Source organism: Streptomyces sp. SPB074, from assembly GCF_000154905.1.
Taxonomy (GTDB): Bacteria; Actinomycetota; Actinomycetes; order Streptomycetales; family Streptomycetaceae; genus Streptomyces.
Genome location: NZ_GG770539.1, coordinates 2,655,446 through 2,673,323 on the forward strand (window position 1 = coordinate 2,655,446; position 17,878 = coordinate 2,673,323).

Below are 17,878 nucleotides of genomic sequence, written 5' to 3' on the forward strand. Positions count from 1 at the left end.
TCCGTCCCGCGTCCCCCAGCCAGGCCCGCGCCCCCTCCGCGTCCACCGTCAGCCCGAAGTCCCCGTACCCGGGGCGCCCCGCCGACTGCCACCACCGGTAGGCCGCCTCCACCTCGAGCCACAACTTCCGCTCGCCGTACTGGAGAACAGTCGACTCCGCGTCCGGCCGCAGCACCAGGCAGGCCCAGGACCCCGTGCCCCCCGTGTCGTGGAACCACACGGGAAGGCTGCCGTCGAGCCCCACCGTCGGCGCGACCGCCGTCGCGCAGCGCGGCACGCGCAGGCCGAGCGCGAACCGCGCGCTGCCGAGCAGGTCCGAGTCCAGGATGTCCGTGCCGATCCACGCCGACGAGCGCTGCGCCTTGGCACCCGTCTCGCGCAGGTACTCGGCCCGCGCGCCACCGCGCCAGCGCTGCCCGCGCGCCCGCGTGCACTCCAGGGGCCGCAGGAACCGCCCGCTCGCCGAGCGCCCGTCCCCGCTCACGCGCAGCGCCACGAGCACGTCCGCCGAGCAGAAGTGCGTCCCCCACGGCAGCACGATCAGCGCCCCCGGCGCGCTCTGCTCGATCCACGCGTACGGGACCTCGCGCAGCCCGCAGCACGACACGATCCGGTCGTACGGGGCCTGGGTGGTGTACCCGGACAGGCCGTCGCCGACCCGCACCTCCGGCGTGAGCCCGAAGCGGCGCAGCCGCTGGCGCGCGAGCGCCGCCACCGACTCGTCGATCTCGAAGCTCGTCACGGCGGGCACGCTGAGCCGGTGCGCGAGCAGCGCGGTCGTCCACCCCGTCCCCGTACCGACCTCCAGGACGCGTCCCACCCCTTCGCCGAGGCGGAGATCGGCGAGCAGCCCGAAGACGACGGACGGGCCCAGCGCCGTCGAGGTCGCCAGCCGCCCCGGCGTCAGCCCCGTGTGCTCGCCGTCATCCCACTGGGTGACGATCGGCGCGTCACTGCCGGCGTACGCGTGCCACGTACCGGGGTCCCTGCTGCGCGACACCGCCACGTGCGCGCGCTGTTCCGCGTCCCAGGGCCACATCAGCGGCGGCAGGAACGCGGCGCGCGGCACCTCCTCGTACGCCGCCCGCCAGTCCGGCGCGAGCACCCCCGCCGCACTCATCCGCCGCCCGAGCCGCAGCCTCGCCTCCCGCTCGCCGCCGCCCCGCTCGCTCGTCACCATGGCCGCTCGACCTCCGGACACTCGTACGGATACGCGTGCGCGGCGGGGCGACGGAGCGGGGGTGGGGGCATGACGGCACCTCTGTCTCTGGCTGAACAGCACCCGTGGGGGATGTGAGTCAAACGCCGGAAAGGGCTTCCGGGGCACGGCACCGGCGAGGAACCACCTGCCCCGGGCCCCGTTGACGCGCACCCGGCCCGTTCACCCGTCGCACGCCTGTACGGACCAGGCCGGGCGGCCTCGCGCCAGCGCCTCGCGCCGTACGGCCGGAGGAAATCCAACGCACGCGCGGCGGTGAGGGTGTTGAACGCCCCCGGCCCCGCCCCGCTCCCCCGCCGCCCGAGGCCCGGGCGGCCGACCCGCGCGGTTCACCGCCGCGAGAATCCGTGCGGGTGCCGCGCGATGAGGACGCGGCAGTCAACGGCACGGGAGTGATCCCCGGCGGCGGTGGCGGCCCGCTCCTCCGCCCGGAGCCGCTCGCAGAGACGGCAGGGGAGGACGGGTTCGGGCGACCCGGGCGGGCGTTCGTGGACGAGGTACAGGGACATGACGGTTCCTCTCCGTGTCGGTTTGGCTACCGGGGAGGTACACGGTGGCCTAGCGTGGAGAACTACTCAACGTTGTGCCAACGGGTGGAAGGCGGAGGGGAACGCCCCTTGAACATCAAGAAGTTGAACCCGGACGCGGGGCCTTACGCGGCCTACGGAGCGCGTTTGCGCAAGGTACGGCAGGAGTTGGGGCTGCGACAGAAGGACGTGGCGCAGCGAGTGGGGTACGCCGAGTCGCACATGTCCGGCGTGGAAATCGCCGCGAAGAAACCAACACTCAATTTCTCGGTGGCGCTTGACACCGCACTGGGGCTGACGAACACCGAGCGGTCCTTCGAGCGCGAGTGGCGGAACATCACGTTCGGGGCCTTGCTGGAGGGCTTCCCCGAGTACCTGAAGCTCGAAGGGCGGGCAGTGGAGGTCCGGGTCTTTGAGAACGGCGTCATCCCTGGGCTCCTCCAGACACCGGAGTACGCACGTGCTCTCACGGAGGCCGCAGTTCAGCGCGGTGCCATCACAGCGGAACTGGCGGAGCAGCGTCTCCGCGCCCTCGCCGAACGCCAGCAGGCCGTACGGCGTGAGAGCCCTCCGATGGTCTTCGCGGTGCTGGACGAGAGCTGTGTCCGGCGATCTATCGGCGGCTCGGAAGTTATGAAAGCTCAGTTGCGCCACTTGGCCGACTTCGCGGGCCTCCCCAACACCGTCCTCCAGATCGCCCCCTTCGCCATAGGTGAACGTCGCCCGCTCAACATGCTCACCAATCTGCTCACGCTTCCCGATCGCGGCATCGTCTCCTACGTCGAGTCGCAGACGCGGGGGCACCTTGATCGCGAAATCACTTCTGTCACCACGCTCATGACCGCCTACCATCAGGCACAGGCCGTATCGCTTTCCCAAGCGGAGACTGTGGCCTTGATCGAACAGGCTGAAAGGGAACACCCGTGAGTAACGCGCCCCGCTGGTTCAAGTCCTCGTACAGCGACAATGGCGGCAGTTGCGTCGAGGTCGCCACCAACCTCGTCCCCGCCCACGGCATCGTCCCGGTCCGTGATTCCAAGAACCCCGGCGGCCCCTCCCTCGCCCTCCACACGTCCGCCTTCACCGGGTTCGTCTCCGGCGTGAAGCGCGGCGAGTTCGGCGTCTGAGCCAACCTTCCGCGTTCCGAAGCCCCGTCGCCTCGCGCGGGACGGGGCTTCGCGCTGTGCGGGGCGGGGCACACCTCCCGGCAGGACTCAACTCAACGAGCGGGAGGCCGGAATGGCGGAGTGGCGGAAGTCCACGTACAGCAACAACGGGGGCGCCTGTGTGGAGGCGGCGGCAGACTGGCGCACCTCCTCGTACAGCAACAACGGCGGCCAGTGTGTGGAGGTCGCCACCAATACCCCCCGCACCGTCCCCGTCCGCGACTCCAAGAACCCCGCCGGGCCCCATCTCCACCTCTCCCCCGCCGCTTTCACCGCCTTCGTGGCGAGTGTGCGGCGCGAAGGGTTCGGGGTGGGCTGAGGCCCGCTGCCCCGGAGGGCGCGGTGTGTCCGGGAGACGGAGGCGGTCCGGAAATGCCGTGGACCCTCGGACCCGCCTCGGCCATGATCCCCGCGTGACCTCCTACCTCGCATCCGAGCGGCTGGCCCTGCGTCCCTTCGCCGCCGCCGACGCGGACCTGTTGATCGAGCTGGACAGCGACCCGGCGGTGATGCGCTACCTGAGCGGTGGCGCTCCGACCCCGCCGGAGGAGATCCGCGACCTCGCCCTCCCCGGCATCCTCGCCGGCTACGAGCGCTGGGACCACGCACTCGGCCTCTTCGCCGCGCACGAGAAGGACGGCGGCGCGTTCATCGGCTGGTTCTGCCTGCGCCCGCTCCGCGACGGGCCGCGCGAGGAAGCCGAACTCGGCTACCGCCTGCGCCGGGCGGCCTGGGGCCGGGGGTACGCCACGGAGGTCTCGCGGGCGCTCCTGGCGAAGGGGTTCGCCGAACTCGGCGTCCGCATGGTCTGGGCCGAGACGATGACCGTGAACCGCTCTTCGCGCAACGTCATGGAAAAGCTCGGGATGACGCTCACGTAGAGCATCCCCACGCCGGACGACATGATGGCGGTCGAGGGTTCCGAGCACGGCGGTGTGCGGTACGAGATCACGAAGGAGCAGTGGGAGCGGCGGCAGGTCTAGGCGGCGCGGGGCGCGGCGCCGGGGGCACGGGGTCATCAGCCCGCGCGCCCGTGCCTCGCGGTACGGCGGCCGCAGACCCCGGGGGGCCGGCACCCGGTCGCGCGTCTCGTAACGGACGCGGAGGGCGCCACCGCCTCCTGCGCGGCCCTGGACCGCCAAATGCGCCCACGCGCTCGGCGGGTTCCCCCGCGCCTGCGGGGCGTACGGGGGCGCCGGAATCGCGCCTGACACTCCCGCGACCGACCGCGTAGCCTGCGCGCGATGACCGACTCAGCGACCCGGGCACCCGGCATCCGCGCCGTCCTGTTCGACTCGGGCGGGGTGCTCATGCGGCCCATCGGGGGGCGGTGGAACCCGCGCGCCGACTTCGAGGAGACGGTCCTGCGGCACGCGGCGCCGGTCCCGGCCGAGCGGTTCGCCGAGGCGATCGCGGCGGGTGAGCGGTTCCCGGGCGAGGCAGCCGGGACGCCTGAGATCGACACGTACCACCGCGTGTTGCTCGACCGGCTCGGGGTCGGGGCGACAGGGGAGCTGCTGGCGGAGCTGCGCCGGGAGGTGCCCCCGTCGGCGGTGCTGGAGCTGTATCCGGACGTGCTGCCCACGCTCACGGAGCTGAGACGGCGCGGGGTCCGCCTCGCGGTGGTGTCGGACGCCTGGCCGAACCTGCCCGGCCTCCATGAAGGTCTCGGCATCCGGGGCTACTTCGAGGTCTACGCGACCTCGGCCGTGCTCGGCTGCGAGAAGCCCGATCCGCGCATGTACCACCACGCGAGCGAGGGCCTCGGCCCGGACCCCGCGCACTGCCTCTTCGTGGGCGACACCCCGGCCCTGGTCACGGCCGCGACGGCGCTGGGGTACGCGGGGCTCTTCCTGGACCGCGAGGGAACGCGGGGCGACGTGCCGTCGATCGCCTCGCTCACCGACCTCCTCCCCTTCGTCTGACGCGCGCACCCGTCCGCAGGGCGCAGGACGGACTCGACCGGCGTACGGGCTCCACGGACGCGGCGGACGTCGGTCAGGGCCTCGCCGAGCCGCCGCACCCGCCCGTCCCGCGACCGGCCGCCTCCGGCACCGGCACGGTCCCGACGCCGCCCCTGCCCTCCTCCGCCGGGGTGGCGTCGCGTGGGACCCCAGCCGCGGGCGGCGGCGCGCGGACCGGCCGGCATCCGTACGCGTACCGGCATTCCGGGCCGACCCATTTCGGTGGGCGGGGTACCTCCCGGAGGCGGTCCCGGGGCCGAGCAGCCTGCTCGCCCCCGGTGAGGAGGCCGACGAGCCCGCTCGCCCCGAAAGGCGTCCTGACGTGTGAGGACCTACCGTCTTTCTTATGCGCAGCGCACACGCGGTGGACCTCGGCGATGCCCGCCGGATCATCGACGCGGGCATCGCCGAGGCGGACCGCGTCGGCGCTCCGGCGCCGTCGCCGCCACGGACGCGGGTGGCAGTCCGCTCGCTCACGTGCGGCGGGACGGGGCCCGGCTCGGGGGCGTCGAGCCGGGTGCCGGTCCTCGTCGGCGGCTCGCGTGAGCAGGACCCCCTCCGCGGCAGAGGCCGCACCCGCGGCCTCGTAGCAGGCGCGGCCCCGTAGACGAGCCGGCCGCGGATACGGCGGCGGAGGCGGGGCATCCGAGGACCGGCGTCCGGAACAGGCCGGACACCAGCACAGGAAAGGCGTCACCACCATGGCGGGACCCATTCTCATCACCGGTGCGGGCAGCGGCTTCGGCAAGGAGGTCGCTCTGCGGCTCGCGGCCGGAGGGCACCAGGTGATCGCGGGCGTGGAGATCATCGCCCAGGTCAGCGCGGTGCGCGCCGAGGCGCGGGAGCGGGGCGTCGATCTGCGGGTCGAGAAGCTCGACGTCACCGACCCCGGCGACCGCGAGAACGCCTGGACCTGGGACGTGGAGGTGCTTCTCAACAACGCGGGCGTCTCCGAAGGCGGCGCCACCGCCGACATCCCGGAGGAACGGCTGCGCCGCCAGTTCGAGGTCAACGTCTTCGGGCCCGTCCTGCTCACGCAGGGCATCGCCCGCCGGATGGCCGCGCGCCGCAGCGGGCGCATCGTCTTCATGTCCTCGGTCGCCGGACTCACCGTCGATCCGTTCACCGGTGCCTACGCCGGTTCGAAGCACGCGGTGGAGGCGTTCGCCGACGCGCTGGACCAGGAGCTGGCCGAGTTCGGCGTCACGGTCGCCACGATCAACCCCGGGCCCTTCCTCACCGGCTTCAACGACACCATGTTCGAGACGTGGAAGGAGTGGCGCGACGACCCCGCCGACCGCCTCTACGACTACGCCGAACTGGCCTTCCCGCACGAGCAGTACGACCCCGAGCCTGTCTTCGAGCGCACGGTGCGGGTCCTGCTCGGCGAGGACCGGCGCTACCGCAACCTGCTGCCCGAGGAGATGGAGCCACAGGCCCGCGAACAGGTGGACGCCCTGTGGGAGCGCCGGGTCAACGACGGCACCCGTCCGGCCCTCGTGCGGAAGGCGTACGACATCAGCCCGGGCACGCCGGTCCAGGACTGACCTCCCCGCGGTCTGGGGCACGCCGGTCCAGGACTGACTTCCCCGCGGTCCCGGGCGGCCCGTCGGCTGTCTTTCCGTGCCTCCGGCCGTATGACCGGCCCCGCCGCCGGGCGGGGAGCTGCGGCGCCCCCTCCACGACCGTTCAGCCCTCCCCCGTGGGCAGCCTCGGGGAAAACCCCTTGCGGGCGGGCGGGGCCGCTGAAAGGTTCCTGCCGTGGACGAGGACGTGATCGTGCTGCGCAGGGCCGGTGCGCCGGACGCGCGAGGGGCGGCGGAGGTGTGGCTGCGGTCGTTCGCCGCCGCGCTGCCGGGGGTGCGGCGGGCGCACGCGGACGACGCGGTGCGGGAGTGGTTCGCGCACATCGTGGTGCCCGGGCTGGAGACGTGGGTCGCCGAGAGGGGCGGCGGCGACCTCGTGGGCGTACTTGCGCTTTCCGACGGCGAGTTGGAGCAGCTCTACCTCGCCCCCGAGGCGCGCGGGCGGGGGCTCGGGGACCGGTTCGTGGCGCTCGCCAAGGAGCGGCGACCGGCCGGGCTCGATCTGTGGACCTTCCAGGTCAACGCTCCCGCGCGCCGCTTCTACGAGCGTCACGGCTTCGTCGTGGCCGAGGAGACGGACGGGCGACGGAACGAGGAGAAGGAGCCGGACGTGCGGTACGTGTGGCGGCCGTGAGCGGGCGGGAGCCGCCGGGCGGCGTGGCGGTGGACGAGACGCGGCTCGACGCGGGCTGGGCGCGGCCGTGGCACCCGGAGCAGGCGGCGGAGCGGCTGCGGGGGCTCGCGGTGCCGTGGTGCGTCGCGGCCGGGTGGGCGCTCGACCTGTACAGGGGCGGGCCGCCCTCGCGCCCCCACGGGGATCTCGAACCCGCGGTGCCCGAGGCGGGGTTCGCCGAACTCGCGGCGCGTTTCCCCGAGTACGTGGGGGACGGCGTGGGGGACCGGCGGGTGTGGCCGGGGTCGGGGCCGCTGCCGGGTCAGCACCAGACCTGGTTGCGCGACCCGGCGACGGACCGCTGGCTGCTCGGCGTCTTCCGCGAGCCGCACGAGGGCGGGACGTGGATCTGCCGCCGGGACCCGGCGATCCGGCTCCCGTACGCGGAGGTCGTCGCGCACACGGCGGACGGGGTCCCGTACCTGATCCCGGAGGTGGTGCTGCTCTTCAAGGCGAAGGCGGCGCGGCCGAAGGACGAGGCGGATCTCGCGGGAGTGCTGCCGCTGCTCGGCGCGGAGCGGCGGGAGCGGCTGCGGGGGTGGCTGGAACGGGTGCACCCGGGGCACGCCTGGGGGGAACAGCTGGGCTGAGGCGGGGCGGCGGGGGAACGGGAACGCAAGGTCAACACGCGGACCATTGAGCCCCCTTCGGGTGAAAATCGGGCGGGCGGGAGCAAACGGCGGGCGGCCGGGCATTGTCCTGTTGGCACGCTACGTAGCCACACCATTTCGCTCCGCATTCGCCCGAAGGGATCCCGTGGGACTGTCACGCACGTACGGAAGCCCCCTCACCGAAGGCCCCACCCCCGCCTCCGCGACGAGCGAGGCGCCACCGCTGCCGTATCCGGACGGCTGGGCGGCGCTCGCCTTCTCGGAGGAGCTTCCGGCGGGCAAGGTCCTCACCCGGCCCCTCGCGGGCGAGGACGTCGTCCTCTACCGCCTGCGCTCGGGGGAGTTGCGCGCGATCCGCCCGTACTGCCCCCACCTCGGCGCGCATCTCGGGCTGGCGAAGCTCGACGGCGACGACCTCGTGTGCCCCTTCCACGCCTTCGCCTTCGGCCCGGACGGCAGCTGCGTGCGCACGGGCTACGACACCCCGCCGCCCCGCTCGCCGCTCAGCCGTCTCCCCGTCCTGGAGGCCAACGGCGCGGTCTTCGTCTGGCGCCACCACGCGGGCCGCGAGCCGTACTGGACGGTCCCCGCCTGGCACGAACTGGGCCACCGCCCCGCCCGGTACGCGGCCTGGGAGTTCTCCGGGCACGCCCAGGAGGTCATCGAGAACTCGGTGGACTACGGGCACTTCGCGACGCTGCACGGCTGGAAGAAGGCCGAGATCCTGGAGCCCCTGACGTACGAGGGGGACACCTTCCGCCTCAGGATGCGCGCCACCGAGTCCGCCCCGCTCATCGGTGACTTCACGGTGGACGTGGACGTGCGCGGGTACGGGCTCGCCTGCCTGCACGCCGACATGTACACGCCCCGCATGGGGATGCGCATGTGCACGATGATCCTGCCGACCGCGATCGGCCCGCACCGGATGCAGTTCCGCCAGCGCAACCGGATCGCCTTCTCGGAGCCTTCCGGCCTTCCGTCCCCGGTGGCGAAGGCGGTGAGCCGGACGGCGGCACGGCTCTTCGAAGGTCTGCTCTTCCGGTCGAACATCGAGTTCACGGCGGCGGACTTCCCGATCTGGGACTCGAAAAAGTACGTGCAGCCGCCGAAGCTCGGTCAGGGAGACGGCCCGATCGGCCCCTTCCGCCGCTGGGCCAAGCGCTTCTACCCACCCGAGCCGGCCTCGGCGGTCGTCGCGGCGCGGGACGCGGAAGCACGTGAGGGGGCGGGTCGCGTGATGCGGTAGGCGTCCCGTACGCAGAGGTTGAGCAGCGTCGCCAGCAGGATGAGACCCGCACACACGAACAGGACGCTGCTCCGGCTGCACAGGTGGGCGGCGAGCGCGGTGAGGAGGTAGCCGAAGGGGATGGCGAGGCGTTCGCCGATGCTGTCGAAAGCGGACATGCGACCGAGTTCGTCCTCGGGCACGTAGCTCTGGAACGCCGAGAGGGGGCGGGCCGGGAGCGGGTGGGCGAGGACGGGCGGATGCGAGGCGCACGGTACCGGTCCGTCCCCGGCGACGGGCCCGGTCCCGCCACGCCCTCGCGCTCCGCTCCCCGCCCGTCCTGCCGTGCGCAGGCGCTCCGGATGCCGCACCCGCCCCCGCGTGCTCCCCTGGAAGGGGGGTACCCGAGCGCCACAGGACCCCCGGCCTCAGGGAAGGAGCCTTGCCATGCGCGAGCTCGACGAGACCCGCGAGCGGCTCGACGCGATGCGGGAGAAGGCGCGCGAGCTGAGCGACAGCGCGGAGCACGAGAGCGATCCGAAGGAGCGGGAGCGGCTGGCGCAGAAGGCCCGGCACCTGGAGTCGCTGAGCGAGCAGGAGCGGGACATGCGCAGCGGGGACATCTACCCGATCGAGTAGGGACGCGGCCTCTGCTGGGGTTTTCCCCACCCCGGTCCGGCGGGCAGCCGCATCGCGCGGGGTAGGCCGGGGCGCTTGGCTGGGGTGGTCCGCCACCCGTACCGTCCGAAGGCCCGTTCATGCACCTCCGCGCTCTCGCCCCGCTGCGCCGTCCCGGAGTCCTCTCCGCCCTCGGCGCGGCGCTGCTGCTCGCGTTCTTCGTCGCGCCGAACGCGCTCGCGCGGGACGCCGTCAACACCGGCAACGTGTCCCCCGTCTTCCGGCGCGGTTTCGCCGCGTACTGGGACGCGGGGGACGGTGACCTGCCCGCCGGGCTGCGCGGCACGGTGGACTTCTGGTTCCGGTTCCACGTGGTCAAGGCGGGCGTCTCGGCGCTGCTGCTGGCGGTGGCCGTGGCGCTCGGCGTGATGCTGTGGCGGCGGCTGCGGGCCCGGGAGGGGCGCCGGGCGGCGCTCGTCCTCGGCACGGTGGGCGCGGGAAGCGTCGGTCTCTTCGCGCTCGTGGCGCTCATGGCGAACGTGCAGGGCGCGGCGGCGCCCTTCTCCTCGCTCCTGCCGATGCTCGGCGCCGGGGACGCCACGCTCGCCCAGGTCGGTGACCGTCTCGCCGCCGACCCGGGCGGCGCGCACTCCCCCGTACTCGATGCCATGATCGGTGACTTCGCGACCTACCACGCGGTTTTCGCGGTCGCGGCGGCGCTCGTCGTCCTCGCGGCGGCCACCGCGACCGTGCTCCTGTGGCGTCGCCGCGCCCCGCGCCTCGTCCCGGTGGCGACGGCCGTCCTCACCCTGGCCGCCCTGGTCCTCGCCTTCGCCAACACGACGAGCGCCCTCGACTCCCCGCACGCCCTGGCGGCCTTCGCCTCCGGAAGCTGGTGAGCGGTCCCCGGAGACCGACGGCGGGCGCGGTTCCGGCCCGGACGGCGCGCGTCCGGGACCCGGCCACCGACCCCGGACGCGCGGTCAGTTACTCCAGGGCGGGCTCATGGTGCTGCCGTCGGCCGGCGCGGCGCTGAGCCCCGCCGGAGGGAGGAGACGAAACGGGCGCCGTGGACCTCGTGCACGACCGCCTCCCCGGGGGAGCGCGTGGGGGTGACCAAGCAGGGGACGGCCCCCGTGGGGCAAGGAACTCGTCGACCAGGGGTACATGGTGCGGCTTCCGCATCCTTACGACGCCCGCGTGCGGCTCCTGGGGCTGGCCGAGGCCGGTCGGGCCGCTGTCGCGCCATGGCGGCGGGCGCTGGGCGAAGCACGCTTCGGCGCACTCGCCGCCGACCTGGCCCGGATCACGCCCCAGGGACCGGTCCGCCCCACCTGGTGAGCCGGTGGGACCGGCGGCCGCCGGGGGATCTGTGTCACGGCCCCTCAGGGGCGTCCCGCGCCCGTTCCCCCGCTCCTGGAGGCCGTGTTGCCCGCCCCCTGCGGTGCCAGGAGCCACCGCGCCGACGGGGTGGTCAGGGGGTCGACCAGGCGGCGGACCGGGGGTGAGGCGAGGAGGGCCGTGAGCAGGACGCCCGCCAGGAGGAGGGCGATCAGCTCCAGCGTCGTGTCGGCGCGGGCGATCAGGCCCTTCTCGCGCAGCGGCATGATGATCAGGGGGTGCAGGAGGTAGACGGTGAAGCCGCCCGCCCCCAGCGCCGAGATCAGGGGCAGGCGGCGCTTCGGGACCAGGCGCAGCAGGCACAGGACCAGGAACGCCGCCTCCGCGAGGACCGCCAGGCGCACGAGCCAGGCGCCCTCCAAGCCCAGCGGGGTGTCCGCCTCGTACGGGTGCCGCATCGAGAGCCACGTGCCGGGGACGTCGCGGTGCCAGCGCCAGGCCGCGAGGGCCGCGCCGGCGACACCGGCGACCGCGACCGGCAGACTCCAGCGGCTCTCCAGCCACTCCGGCCCGCCCCCTGGCCGAGGCGCCGGCCGAGCCAGAAGAGCGGCAGGTAGACCAGCGTCCGGCTCGCCGAGAACAGCAGCCCGAACTCCTCCACGTACCCGAGCCCGGCCGCCACCGCCGTCGTCACGAGCAGCGGGTGCCGCAACTGCGCCACCAGCGGCAGCAGCAGCCGCCAGCAGAACAGCGACATGAGGAACCACAGCGTCCACGGGAGCTGGGCGAGGTGGAGCGTGGAGGGCCCGCCGAGCGCGTACGACTCCAGCGAGAACAGCAGGCTGAACGTGAGCGCGGGCAGCGCGATGGTGCGCAGCAGGTCGCGCAGGCGGCGGGAGTCGAGCGGGCTCGCGCTGCTGAACACCCCGGCGAGCACGACGAAGGCGGGCACGCGGAAGGCCCACGCGGCGACGTTGAAGGCGTGCAGCGCCTCGTGCCGGCTCATGATGCTGCCGATCGTGTGCAGCACCACGATGAGCGTCGCCGCGACGAAGCGCGTGTTGTCGAACCAGGGGTCCCGGGCCTTGGCGCGCGCGGGAGGCGGTCCGGGCGCGGGAGCCCCGGGTACGGGCGCGGGAGCCGGCCCGGCGGCGGGGTCGTCCGCCGTGGGGGCGGGTGCGGCGCGGCCCGGTGCGGCGCTCTTCATCGTGGCGGTCTCCTGCGGCCCGGGGTGGCGGCGGGGTGCGGCCACCGGAAGGGGACACCTTGCCGACGGCCGGGGAGCGCCCGGTGAGGAGTGGCGGGGGTACGGGTGAACTTCCGGTGTCCGCGCGGGGGTTCCCTCAGGTCGTGATGTCCTTCGTCCCGAGCCGTGCCCACGCCAGCGAGCCGAAGACGGCCACGTAGACGGCCTGGAGGCCCAGATTCTTCACGACGTCGTCCCACAGCAGCGGGTCGCGGACGAGGTCGGCGAAGGCGAGCCAGTGGTGCGAGAAGAAGTACGGCTGGAGCGCGGAGAGTTGCGGGATCACGTCGAGGATCTGGACCGTGATGACGAGCCCGACCGTCGTGGCCATCGCGGCGATGCCGCTGTTCGTCAGCGTCGAGACGAACAGGCCGAGTGCCGCGAGGCCGAGCAGCGAGGCCGCCACGACGAGCGCGATGAGCAGCGCGCGTCCCACGCCCTCGCCGAAACCGATGCGCGTGCCGGAGATCGTCGTGAGGTCACCGGCCGGGAAGAGCGCGAGCCCGGTGAGGAGCGCGGCGAGCGTCACGACGGCGGTCGCCGCCACGCAGAACACCGCGACGGAACCGTACTTCGTGAGGAGGAGCCGCGTCCGTCCGGCGGGCGCGACGAGCAGGTACCGCAGGGTCCCCGCGCTCGCCTCGCCCGCGATCGCGTCTCCCGCGACGACCCCGACCGCCATCGGCAGGAAGACGGGCAGGGTCGCGGCGAGCGCGGTGAAGACCAGGAAGAGGCCGTTGTTGGTGATCTGCGAGGCGAACGCGGGTCCGCCCCCGCCGTGGGCGTCCAGTCCGCCCCCGCCGCCCGTCTCGATGCGCACGGCGATCCCGATGAGCACGGGGATCGCGGCGAGCACCCCGAGCAGGGCGAGCGTGCGCCCCCGCCGGAAGGTCGTCCGCACCTCGTCGGCGAGCAGCCCGGAGCCGGGGAGGGACCAAGCGCGGGAGGGGGCGGCGGGCGCCTCGGCGACGGAACGGGGCGCGACACCGGACGCGGTACGAGGCGCGCCGCCCGTCCCGGCGGCCGGGCTCCCCGCTCCCGCGCCGTCACGGCCCTTGGTGGTCTCCGCGCTCCCCCGGTCCCCGGTGGTCCGCCCGCTCTCCCGGTCCCCGGTGGTCCCCGGCCGTTCAGCGTCCGCCATCGAAGCCCTCGCCCGTCAGTTCCACGAACCTCTCCTCCAGGGTCATCGCGTCCGTCCCGAAAGCCCGCACCCGCACGCCCGCGCCGACCAGCGCCGCGTTGAGCGCGGCCGGGTCGAGCCCGGCGGGCGGCTCGCCGCTCAGCCGCCCGGGCCCGTCGGCGCGTACGTCCGCGAGGCCGTGCGCCGTCAGGACCCGTACCGCCTCCTCCGTGTCCGGCGTCGTCACCGTGACGCGGGCCGCGCGCGCCGCGAGGAGGTCCGCGACCGTGCCCTGGGCGCGCAGGCGGCCCGCCGCCATGACGGCGACGTGGTCGCAGACCTGCTCGATCTCGTCCAGCAGGTGCGAGGAGAGGAAGACCGTCGTGCCCTCGGCGGCAAGCGCGCGGACGAGGGCCCGGATCTCGCGCATCCCCTGCGGGTCGAGGCCGTTGGTCGGCTCGTCGAGGACGAGGAGGCGGCGGGGGCGCAGCAGCGCGGCGGCGAGGCCGAGGCGCTGCTTCATGCCGAGCGAGTACGTACGGGCCTTGCGGTGCGCGGCGGGGGCGAGCCCGACGCGGTCCAGGGCCTCGGTGACGCGGCGCTCGCGGTCGGCGCGGGAGGCGGTGGGGTCGGCGGCGTCGAGGCGGCGCAGGTTGTCGCGGCCCGAGAGGAAGCCGTAAAGGGCGGGGCCCTCGATGAGCGCGCCGACGTGCGGCAGCACGCGCCGCTCCGCGCCCGGCATCGCGCCGCCGAGCACGCGCGCGCGGCCCGCGCTCGGCGAGACGAGCCCGAGGAGCATCCGGATCGTCGTCGTCTTCCCCGAGCCGTTGGGCCCGAGGAAGCCGAAGACGCTGCCCTCGGGGACCCGCAGGTCGAGACCGTCCACGGCGAGGCGGTCGCCCGGGTACCGCTTGGTCAGCCCCTCCGTCTCGATGACGAGGGGGACGCCGGGGCCGAGCGGCGCGCGGGCGGGGCCCGCCGCCGGAGCGGCGGCGACCGCCCCGGCCCCGTCCGCCGTACCGGCCGCGCTCGCCGCCCCGGCCCCGGTCTCTGCCGCCTCCGTCGGTCGTGCGCTCACTTCTCCGACTCGGCCGCCTTCACGAGGGTGTCCTTCGTCACCGCGCCCGCGTAGACGTGGCCGTCCTCCGTGAGCAGGACGTTGACGAGGCGCGTGGAGAAGAGGCGCCCGGTGCCGAAGGAGCCCTTGACCTCCTTGGCGAGGCTGTCGAGGAGCTGCCCCGCCTGGCCGCCGCCCGCCTTCGGCGCGGCGAGGCCGCCCGTCCCGGCGGGGAGGTCCAGGCGCGCGACGGTGGTCCAGCCCTCGCCGTACGTACGGGACCCGGCGAGCGCGTCCTTGAGGGCGCCCGGGCCGGGCGCGGCCTGCCGCTCGGCGCGCGGCTGCTTCTTGGGCTCGGTGATCTCGGTGCCCTTGGGCGGCGTGAAGGAGAAGGTCTTCGCCTCGGGGGCGGTGAAGCTGACCTTCGTGAACCCGGCCTCGATGACCGGCTTTCCGCCCTCGCGCGCGGTGAGCGTGGCCCGCAGCGGGGTCCCGGTCTTCGCGTCCACCAGGATGCGCACCGCCTCGACCGTCGAGCCGGACTGCTTCGGCGCGATGACGAGCTGGTAGGCGTCCCGGCCCGCGACGTGCGCGGTGCCGTCCGCGCGGACCGAGGTGTGTGCCCGGGCCGCCGCCTTGAGGGCCTGGTCGGCGAGCTCATGCGGCGTGAGGGCCGTGTACGGGGACCGCTCCCCATGCTGCCGCCCCCGCGGGACGTCGAGGCGGACGGCCTTGTCGCTCGCGCTGTCGTAGGCCCAGGCGCGCGCGCCGTCGCGGATGACGCTGTACTCGGCCGCGTCCTCCAGGATCGACAGGCGCTGGCGCTCGGGGCCGTCGGCGGCGACGCGCAGCGTGTGGGTGCCGTTCGCGAGTTCCGCGAGCTTGGCCTGCGGGTCGGCGCCGCCGCCGTCCTCGCCGTCGCCCTTCGTGGCGCTGCCGAGGCCGCCGAGGGCGGTGCCGCCGATGCCGGGGAGGCCCAGGTCCGTACGGACGCGCACGGTGCCGGAGAAGTGCTCCTCGTGGGCGGCGGCGAGCTTCGCCACGAGCTGGTGCGCCGTCAGCTCGGGCAGGTCGGGGTCGCCGCTGTCCGCGAGGGCGGGCACGAGGCCCACCGTGAGCGCGGTCACGCCCACCACCGCCGCCGGGACCGCGTACCGGGCCGCCTTGCGCCGGGCCGCCCCGTACCGGGTGTCCGCCGGCCACTCGTCCTCCGGCCGCCTGTCTTCCGCGTGTGCCGTCATCCCTGCCACCTCCGTCGCCATTCTCCCCCCGAGGGGGTGCCCGCAGGAGCGGTCGATATCCATCACACCAGAGCGAGGCCGGCGAAGCGTCAGTCCTGGGGACCGAAGCGGCGTACCTCTCTGGGATGACGGGCTCGGGGTTGTCCCCTACGACGTGGGGTGGAGCGGGTCATCCCACGCGGTGGACGACCGCGTCGCAGAGGTCGGCCAGGGAGGTACGGGCCGGGGTGTCGGGGAGGGCCTGGAGGGTGGCGCGGGCGTCGTGGGCGTAGCGGGCCGCGTCCTCGCTGGCCTGGGCGAGCGCGGGGTGGGCGCGCATGAGGGCCACCGCCTCGGCGAGCTTCGCGTCCTCGGTGAGGTCGCCGCGCAGGAGCGTGTCGAGTGCGACGTCCTCCGCCAGCCCGAGCCGCGCGACGCGCTCGCGCAAGCGCAGCACGGGCAGCGTCGCGATGCCCTCGCGCAGGTCGGTGCCGGGGGTCTTGCCGGACTCGTGGCTGTCCGAGGCGATGTCGAGGACGTCGTCGGCGAGCTGGAACGCGACGCCGAGCCGTTCCCCGTACTGGGTCAGGATCTCCACGGCCTCGCTGCCGGCGCCGGACATCATCGCGCCGTAGCGCGTCGCGACGGCGACGAGCGAGCCGGTCTTGCCGCTGAGCACGTCGAGGTAGTGGTCGACCGGGTCGCGGCCGTCCTGCGGGCCCGCGGTCTCCAGGATCTGGCCGGTGACGAGCCGCTCGAACGCCTCGGCCTGGATGCGTACGGCCTCGGGCCCGAGACCCGCGAGGATCTGCGAGGCGCGCGAGAAGAGGAAGTCGCCGGTGAGGACGGCGACGGAGTTGTCCCAGCGGGCGTTGGCGCTCTCCACGCCGCGCCGCACGGTCGCCTCGTCCATCACGTCGTCGTGGTAGAGGGTCGCGAGATGGGTCAGCTCCACGACGACCGCCGAGGGGACGACGCCCGGGGCCTCCGGGTCGCCGAACTGCGCCGCGAGCATCACCAGGAGCGGCCGGAACCGCTTGCCCCCGGCGAGCACGAGATGCTGGGCGGCCTCGGTGATGAAGGGCACCCCGCTCTTGGTCGCGTCCAGCAAGCCTTCCTCGACAGCCGTCAAACCGGCCTGGACATCGGCTTCGAGAGCCTGGTCCCGCACGCTCAGCCCAAATGGCCCGACGACGGTCACGAAGGGTTCTCCTGTCTGCTGACGATCACACGGTGTGTCGATGTGTCGCTGCTGCCTCTCAAGGCAGCGTATCCGGTCCCCTTTCGATCACGGAGAGCGCCTGCCCGACCAGCGGGGGCGGTATGCGACTGACGCCGGTATGTTCGTGATCAACTCATATGATCAGAAAGGGCGGCGAAGGGGGCGAGGCACCGGGACGGGGCCCTCGGGAGGCCCGGAAGCGGGCCCGGAAGCGGGGCGCGGGGGACACGGAACGGCCGGACGGGGCGGCCGGACGGGCAACCGGGAGCGGGAACCGCCGGGCGTCGGCGCGGCCGGCGCGGCCGAGGGCCCGGCGCCCCCGCGAGCCGTCGCCTCACGCCCCGTACAGGCGCTCCAGGACCGCCGCGACCCCGTCCTGCGTGTTGGCGCACGTCACCTCGTCCGCCACGGCCAGCAGCTCCGCGTGCGCGTTCGCCATGGCGACGCCGTGCCGGGCCCAGCCGAACATGGGGATGTCGTTCGGCATGTCCCCGAAGGCGATCGTGTCGGCGCCCGTGCGGCCGAGCAGGGCGGCGGCGCGTTCGAGCCCGTACGCCTTCGAGAGGCCGCGCGGCTGGAGCTCGACGGCGCCCGGGCCCGCCATGACCACGTTGACGAGGTCGCCGACGACCGCGCGCGCCACGGACGTCAGCTCGTCCTCGGTGCGGCCCCGCGCCATCAGGAGCACTTTGCAGATCGGCCGCGACCACAGTTCGCCGCGCCGTCGCACCCGTACGGAGGGCAGGGTCGGCGGCGGGGTGACGAAGCCGGGCTCCATGAGCATGAGCCCGTCGCTGCCGTCCTGGTTGACCCCCGCGTACACCTGGCCCAGCTCGGCCTCGATCTTGCCGAGCGCCGTCTCGGCCAGCTCGCGCTCCATCCGCACGGAGTGCACGAGGCGCCCCGAGTCCGCGTCGTAGACCTGCGCGCCCTGGGCGCACACGGCGAGACCCCGGTAGCCGATCGCGTGCAGGAGGGCGCGGGTCTGGGGGGCGGGGCGGCCGGTCACGACGATGTGCCGCGCGCCCGCCAGGGTGGCCCGGGCGAGCGCGGCTCTACGTGCGCGCGGTGACCGTGTCCCGC

The 17,878-nt window shown here is 74.2% G+C and carries 20 protein-coding genes and 1 pseudogene; 11 read left to right on the plus strand and 10 right to left on the minus strand.

Annotation, left to right across the window (positions count from 1 at the left end; all coding sequences use genetic code 11):
- Both SSBG_RS10820 and SSBG_RS10825 read right to left on the minus strand, forming a co-directional pair.
- The coding region (locus SSBG_RS10820) for a methyltransferase domain-containing protein (protein WP_078491266.1) at window positions 1–1,180 on the minus strand (1,180 nt) is incomplete at its 3' end.
- A gap of 368 nt (window positions 1,181–1,548) precedes the next feature.
- Window positions 1,549–1,728 (minus strand): hypothetical protein, encoded by a 180-nt coding sequence (locus SSBG_RS10825; protein ID WP_037869453.1) that lies wholly within the window; start codon window positions 1,726–1,728, stop codon window positions 1,549–1,551.
- A gap of 108 nt (window positions 1,729–1,836) precedes the next feature.
- Here SSBG_RS10825 and SSBG_RS10830 point away from each other — a divergent pair, with 108 nt between their 5' ends.
- From SSBG_RS10830 to SSBG_RS10875, 9 genes and pseudogenes are all read left to right on the plus strand, one after another.
- On the plus strand, window positions 1,837–2,673 hold the full coding sequence (locus tag SSBG_RS10830) for a helix-turn-helix domain-containing protein (protein WP_008746193.1): 837 nt from the start codon (window positions 1,837–1,839) through the stop codon (window positions 2,671–2,673).
- Window positions 2,670–2,873 carry a DUF397 domain-containing protein gene (locus tag SSBG_RS10835; RefSeq protein ID WP_008746194.1) on the plus strand — a complete coding sequence of 68 codons (204 nt, stop codon included), beginning with the start codon at window positions 2,670–2,672 and terminating at the stop codon, window positions 2,871–2,873. The genes SSBG_RS10830 and SSBG_RS10835 overlap by 4 nt, the downstream gene beginning before the upstream one ends.
- Window positions 2,874–2,985: 112 nt before the next feature.
- A complete protein-coding gene (locus tag SSBG_RS10840; protein WP_008746195.1) occupies window positions 2,986–3,231 on the plus strand; it encodes a DUF397 domain-containing protein in 246 nt (81 codons plus the stop codon).
- 94 nt (window positions 3,232–3,325) lie between these two features.
- Window positions 3,326–3,895: pseudogene (locus SSBG_RS10845) on the plus strand (GNAT family N-acetyltransferase).
- 261 nt (window positions 3,896–4,156) lie between these two features.
- A complete protein-coding gene (locus SSBG_RS10850) occupies window positions 4,157–4,837 on the plus strand; it encodes an HAD family hydrolase (RefSeq protein ID WP_008746197.1) in 681 nt (226 codons plus the stop codon).
- Between the two features lie 740 nt (window positions 4,838–5,577).
- Window positions 5,578–6,423, plus strand: coding sequence for an SDR family oxidoreductase (locus SSBG_RS10860; protein WP_008746199.1), 846 nt, complete (start codon window positions 5,578–5,580; stop codon window positions 6,421–6,423).
- A gap of 214 nt (window positions 6,424–6,637) precedes the next feature.
- On the plus strand, window positions 6,638–7,096 hold the full coding sequence (locus tag SSBG_RS10865; protein WP_008746200.1) for a GNAT family N-acetyltransferase: 459 nt from the start codon (window positions 6,638–6,640) through the stop codon (window positions 7,094–7,096).
- Window positions 7,084–7,725 (plus strand): hypothetical protein, encoded by a 642-nt coding sequence (locus tag SSBG_RS10870; protein WP_008746201.1) that lies wholly within the window; start codon window positions 7,084–7,086, stop codon window positions 7,723–7,725. The genes SSBG_RS10865 and SSBG_RS10870 overlap by 13 nt, the downstream gene beginning before the upstream one ends.
- A gap of 166 nt (window positions 7,726–7,891) precedes the next feature.
- Window positions 7,892–8,992 carry a Rieske 2Fe-2S domain-containing protein gene (locus tag SSBG_RS10875; protein ID WP_037869457.1) on the plus strand — a complete coding sequence of 367 codons (1,101 nt, stop codon included), beginning with the start codon at window positions 7,892–7,894 and terminating at the stop codon, window positions 8,990–8,992.
- Here SSBG_RS10875 and SSBG_RS10880 read toward each other — a convergent pair.
- A complete protein-coding gene (locus SSBG_RS10880) occupies window positions 8,911–9,174 on the minus strand; it encodes a hypothetical protein (protein WP_234010465.1) in 264 nt (87 codons plus the stop codon). The genes SSBG_RS10875 and SSBG_RS10880 overlap by 82 nt on opposite strands.
- A gap of 244 nt (window positions 9,175–9,418) precedes the next feature.
- Between SSBG_RS10880 and SSBG_RS10885 the strand changes: the two genes are divergently transcribed.
- Window positions 9,419–9,610, plus strand: a complete 192-nt coding sequence (locus tag SSBG_RS10885; RefSeq protein ID WP_037869461.1) for a DUF6381 family protein — start codon at window positions 9,419–9,421, stop codon at window positions 9,608–9,610.
- A gap of 119 nt (window positions 9,611–9,729) precedes the next feature.
- A complete protein-coding gene (locus SSBG_RS10890) occupies window positions 9,730–10,488 on the plus strand; it encodes a hypothetical protein (RefSeq protein ID WP_008746205.1) in 759 nt (252 codons plus the stop codon).
- Between the two features lie 486 nt (window positions 10,489–10,974).
- Here the strand turns inward: SSBG_RS10890 and SSBG_RS34505 are convergent, their stop codons facing one another.
- The 7 genes from SSBG_RS34505 to SSBG_RS10925 all read right to left on the minus strand — a co-directional run bounded on the left by SSBG_RS34505 (window position 10,975) and on the right by SSBG_RS10925 (window position 17,828).
- Complete coding sequence (locus tag SSBG_RS34505; RefSeq protein ID WP_234010471.1) at window positions 10,975–11,334, minus strand: hypothetical protein; 360 nt, start codon at window positions 11,332–11,334, stop codon at window positions 10,975–10,977.
- Complete coding sequence (locus SSBG_RS32585; RefSeq protein ID WP_008746207.1) at window positions 11,253–12,182, minus strand: acyltransferase family protein; 930 nt, start codon at window positions 12,180–12,182, stop codon at window positions 11,253–11,255. The genes SSBG_RS34505 and SSBG_RS32585 overlap by 82 nt, the downstream gene beginning before the upstream one ends.
- Window positions 12,183–12,273: 91 nt before the next feature.
- Entirely contained in the window at window positions 12,274–13,317 is a 1,044-nt protein-coding gene (locus SSBG_RS10905) for an ABC transporter permease (RefSeq protein WP_008746208.1), read from the minus strand.
- Window positions 13,304–14,374, minus strand: a complete 1,071-nt coding sequence (locus SSBG_RS10910; RefSeq protein WP_008746209.1) for an ABC transporter ATP-binding protein — start codon at window positions 14,372–14,374, stop codon at window positions 13,304–13,306. The genes SSBG_RS10905 and SSBG_RS10910 overlap by 14 nt, the downstream gene beginning before the upstream one ends.
- Complete coding sequence (locus tag SSBG_RS10915) at window positions 14,371–15,615, minus strand: LolA family protein (RefSeq protein ID WP_008746210.1); 1,245 nt, start codon at window positions 15,613–15,615, stop codon at window positions 14,371–14,373. Before SSBG_RS10915 ends, SSBG_RS10910 begins: the two co-directional genes overlap by 4 nt.
- A gap of 148 nt (window positions 15,616–15,763) precedes the next feature.
- On the minus strand, window positions 15,764–16,774 hold the full coding sequence (locus SSBG_RS10920; protein WP_008746211.1) for a polyprenyl synthetase family protein: 1,011 nt from the start codon (window positions 16,772–16,774) through the stop codon (window positions 15,764–15,766).
- Between the two features lie 355 nt (window positions 16,775–17,129).
- Window positions 17,130–17,828 carry an HAD family hydrolase gene (locus tag SSBG_RS10925; protein WP_420790336.1) on the minus strand — a complete coding sequence of 233 codons (699 nt, stop codon included), beginning with the start codon at window positions 17,826–17,828 and terminating at the stop codon, window positions 17,130–17,132.
- Window positions 17,829–17,878: the final 50 nt, after the last annotated feature.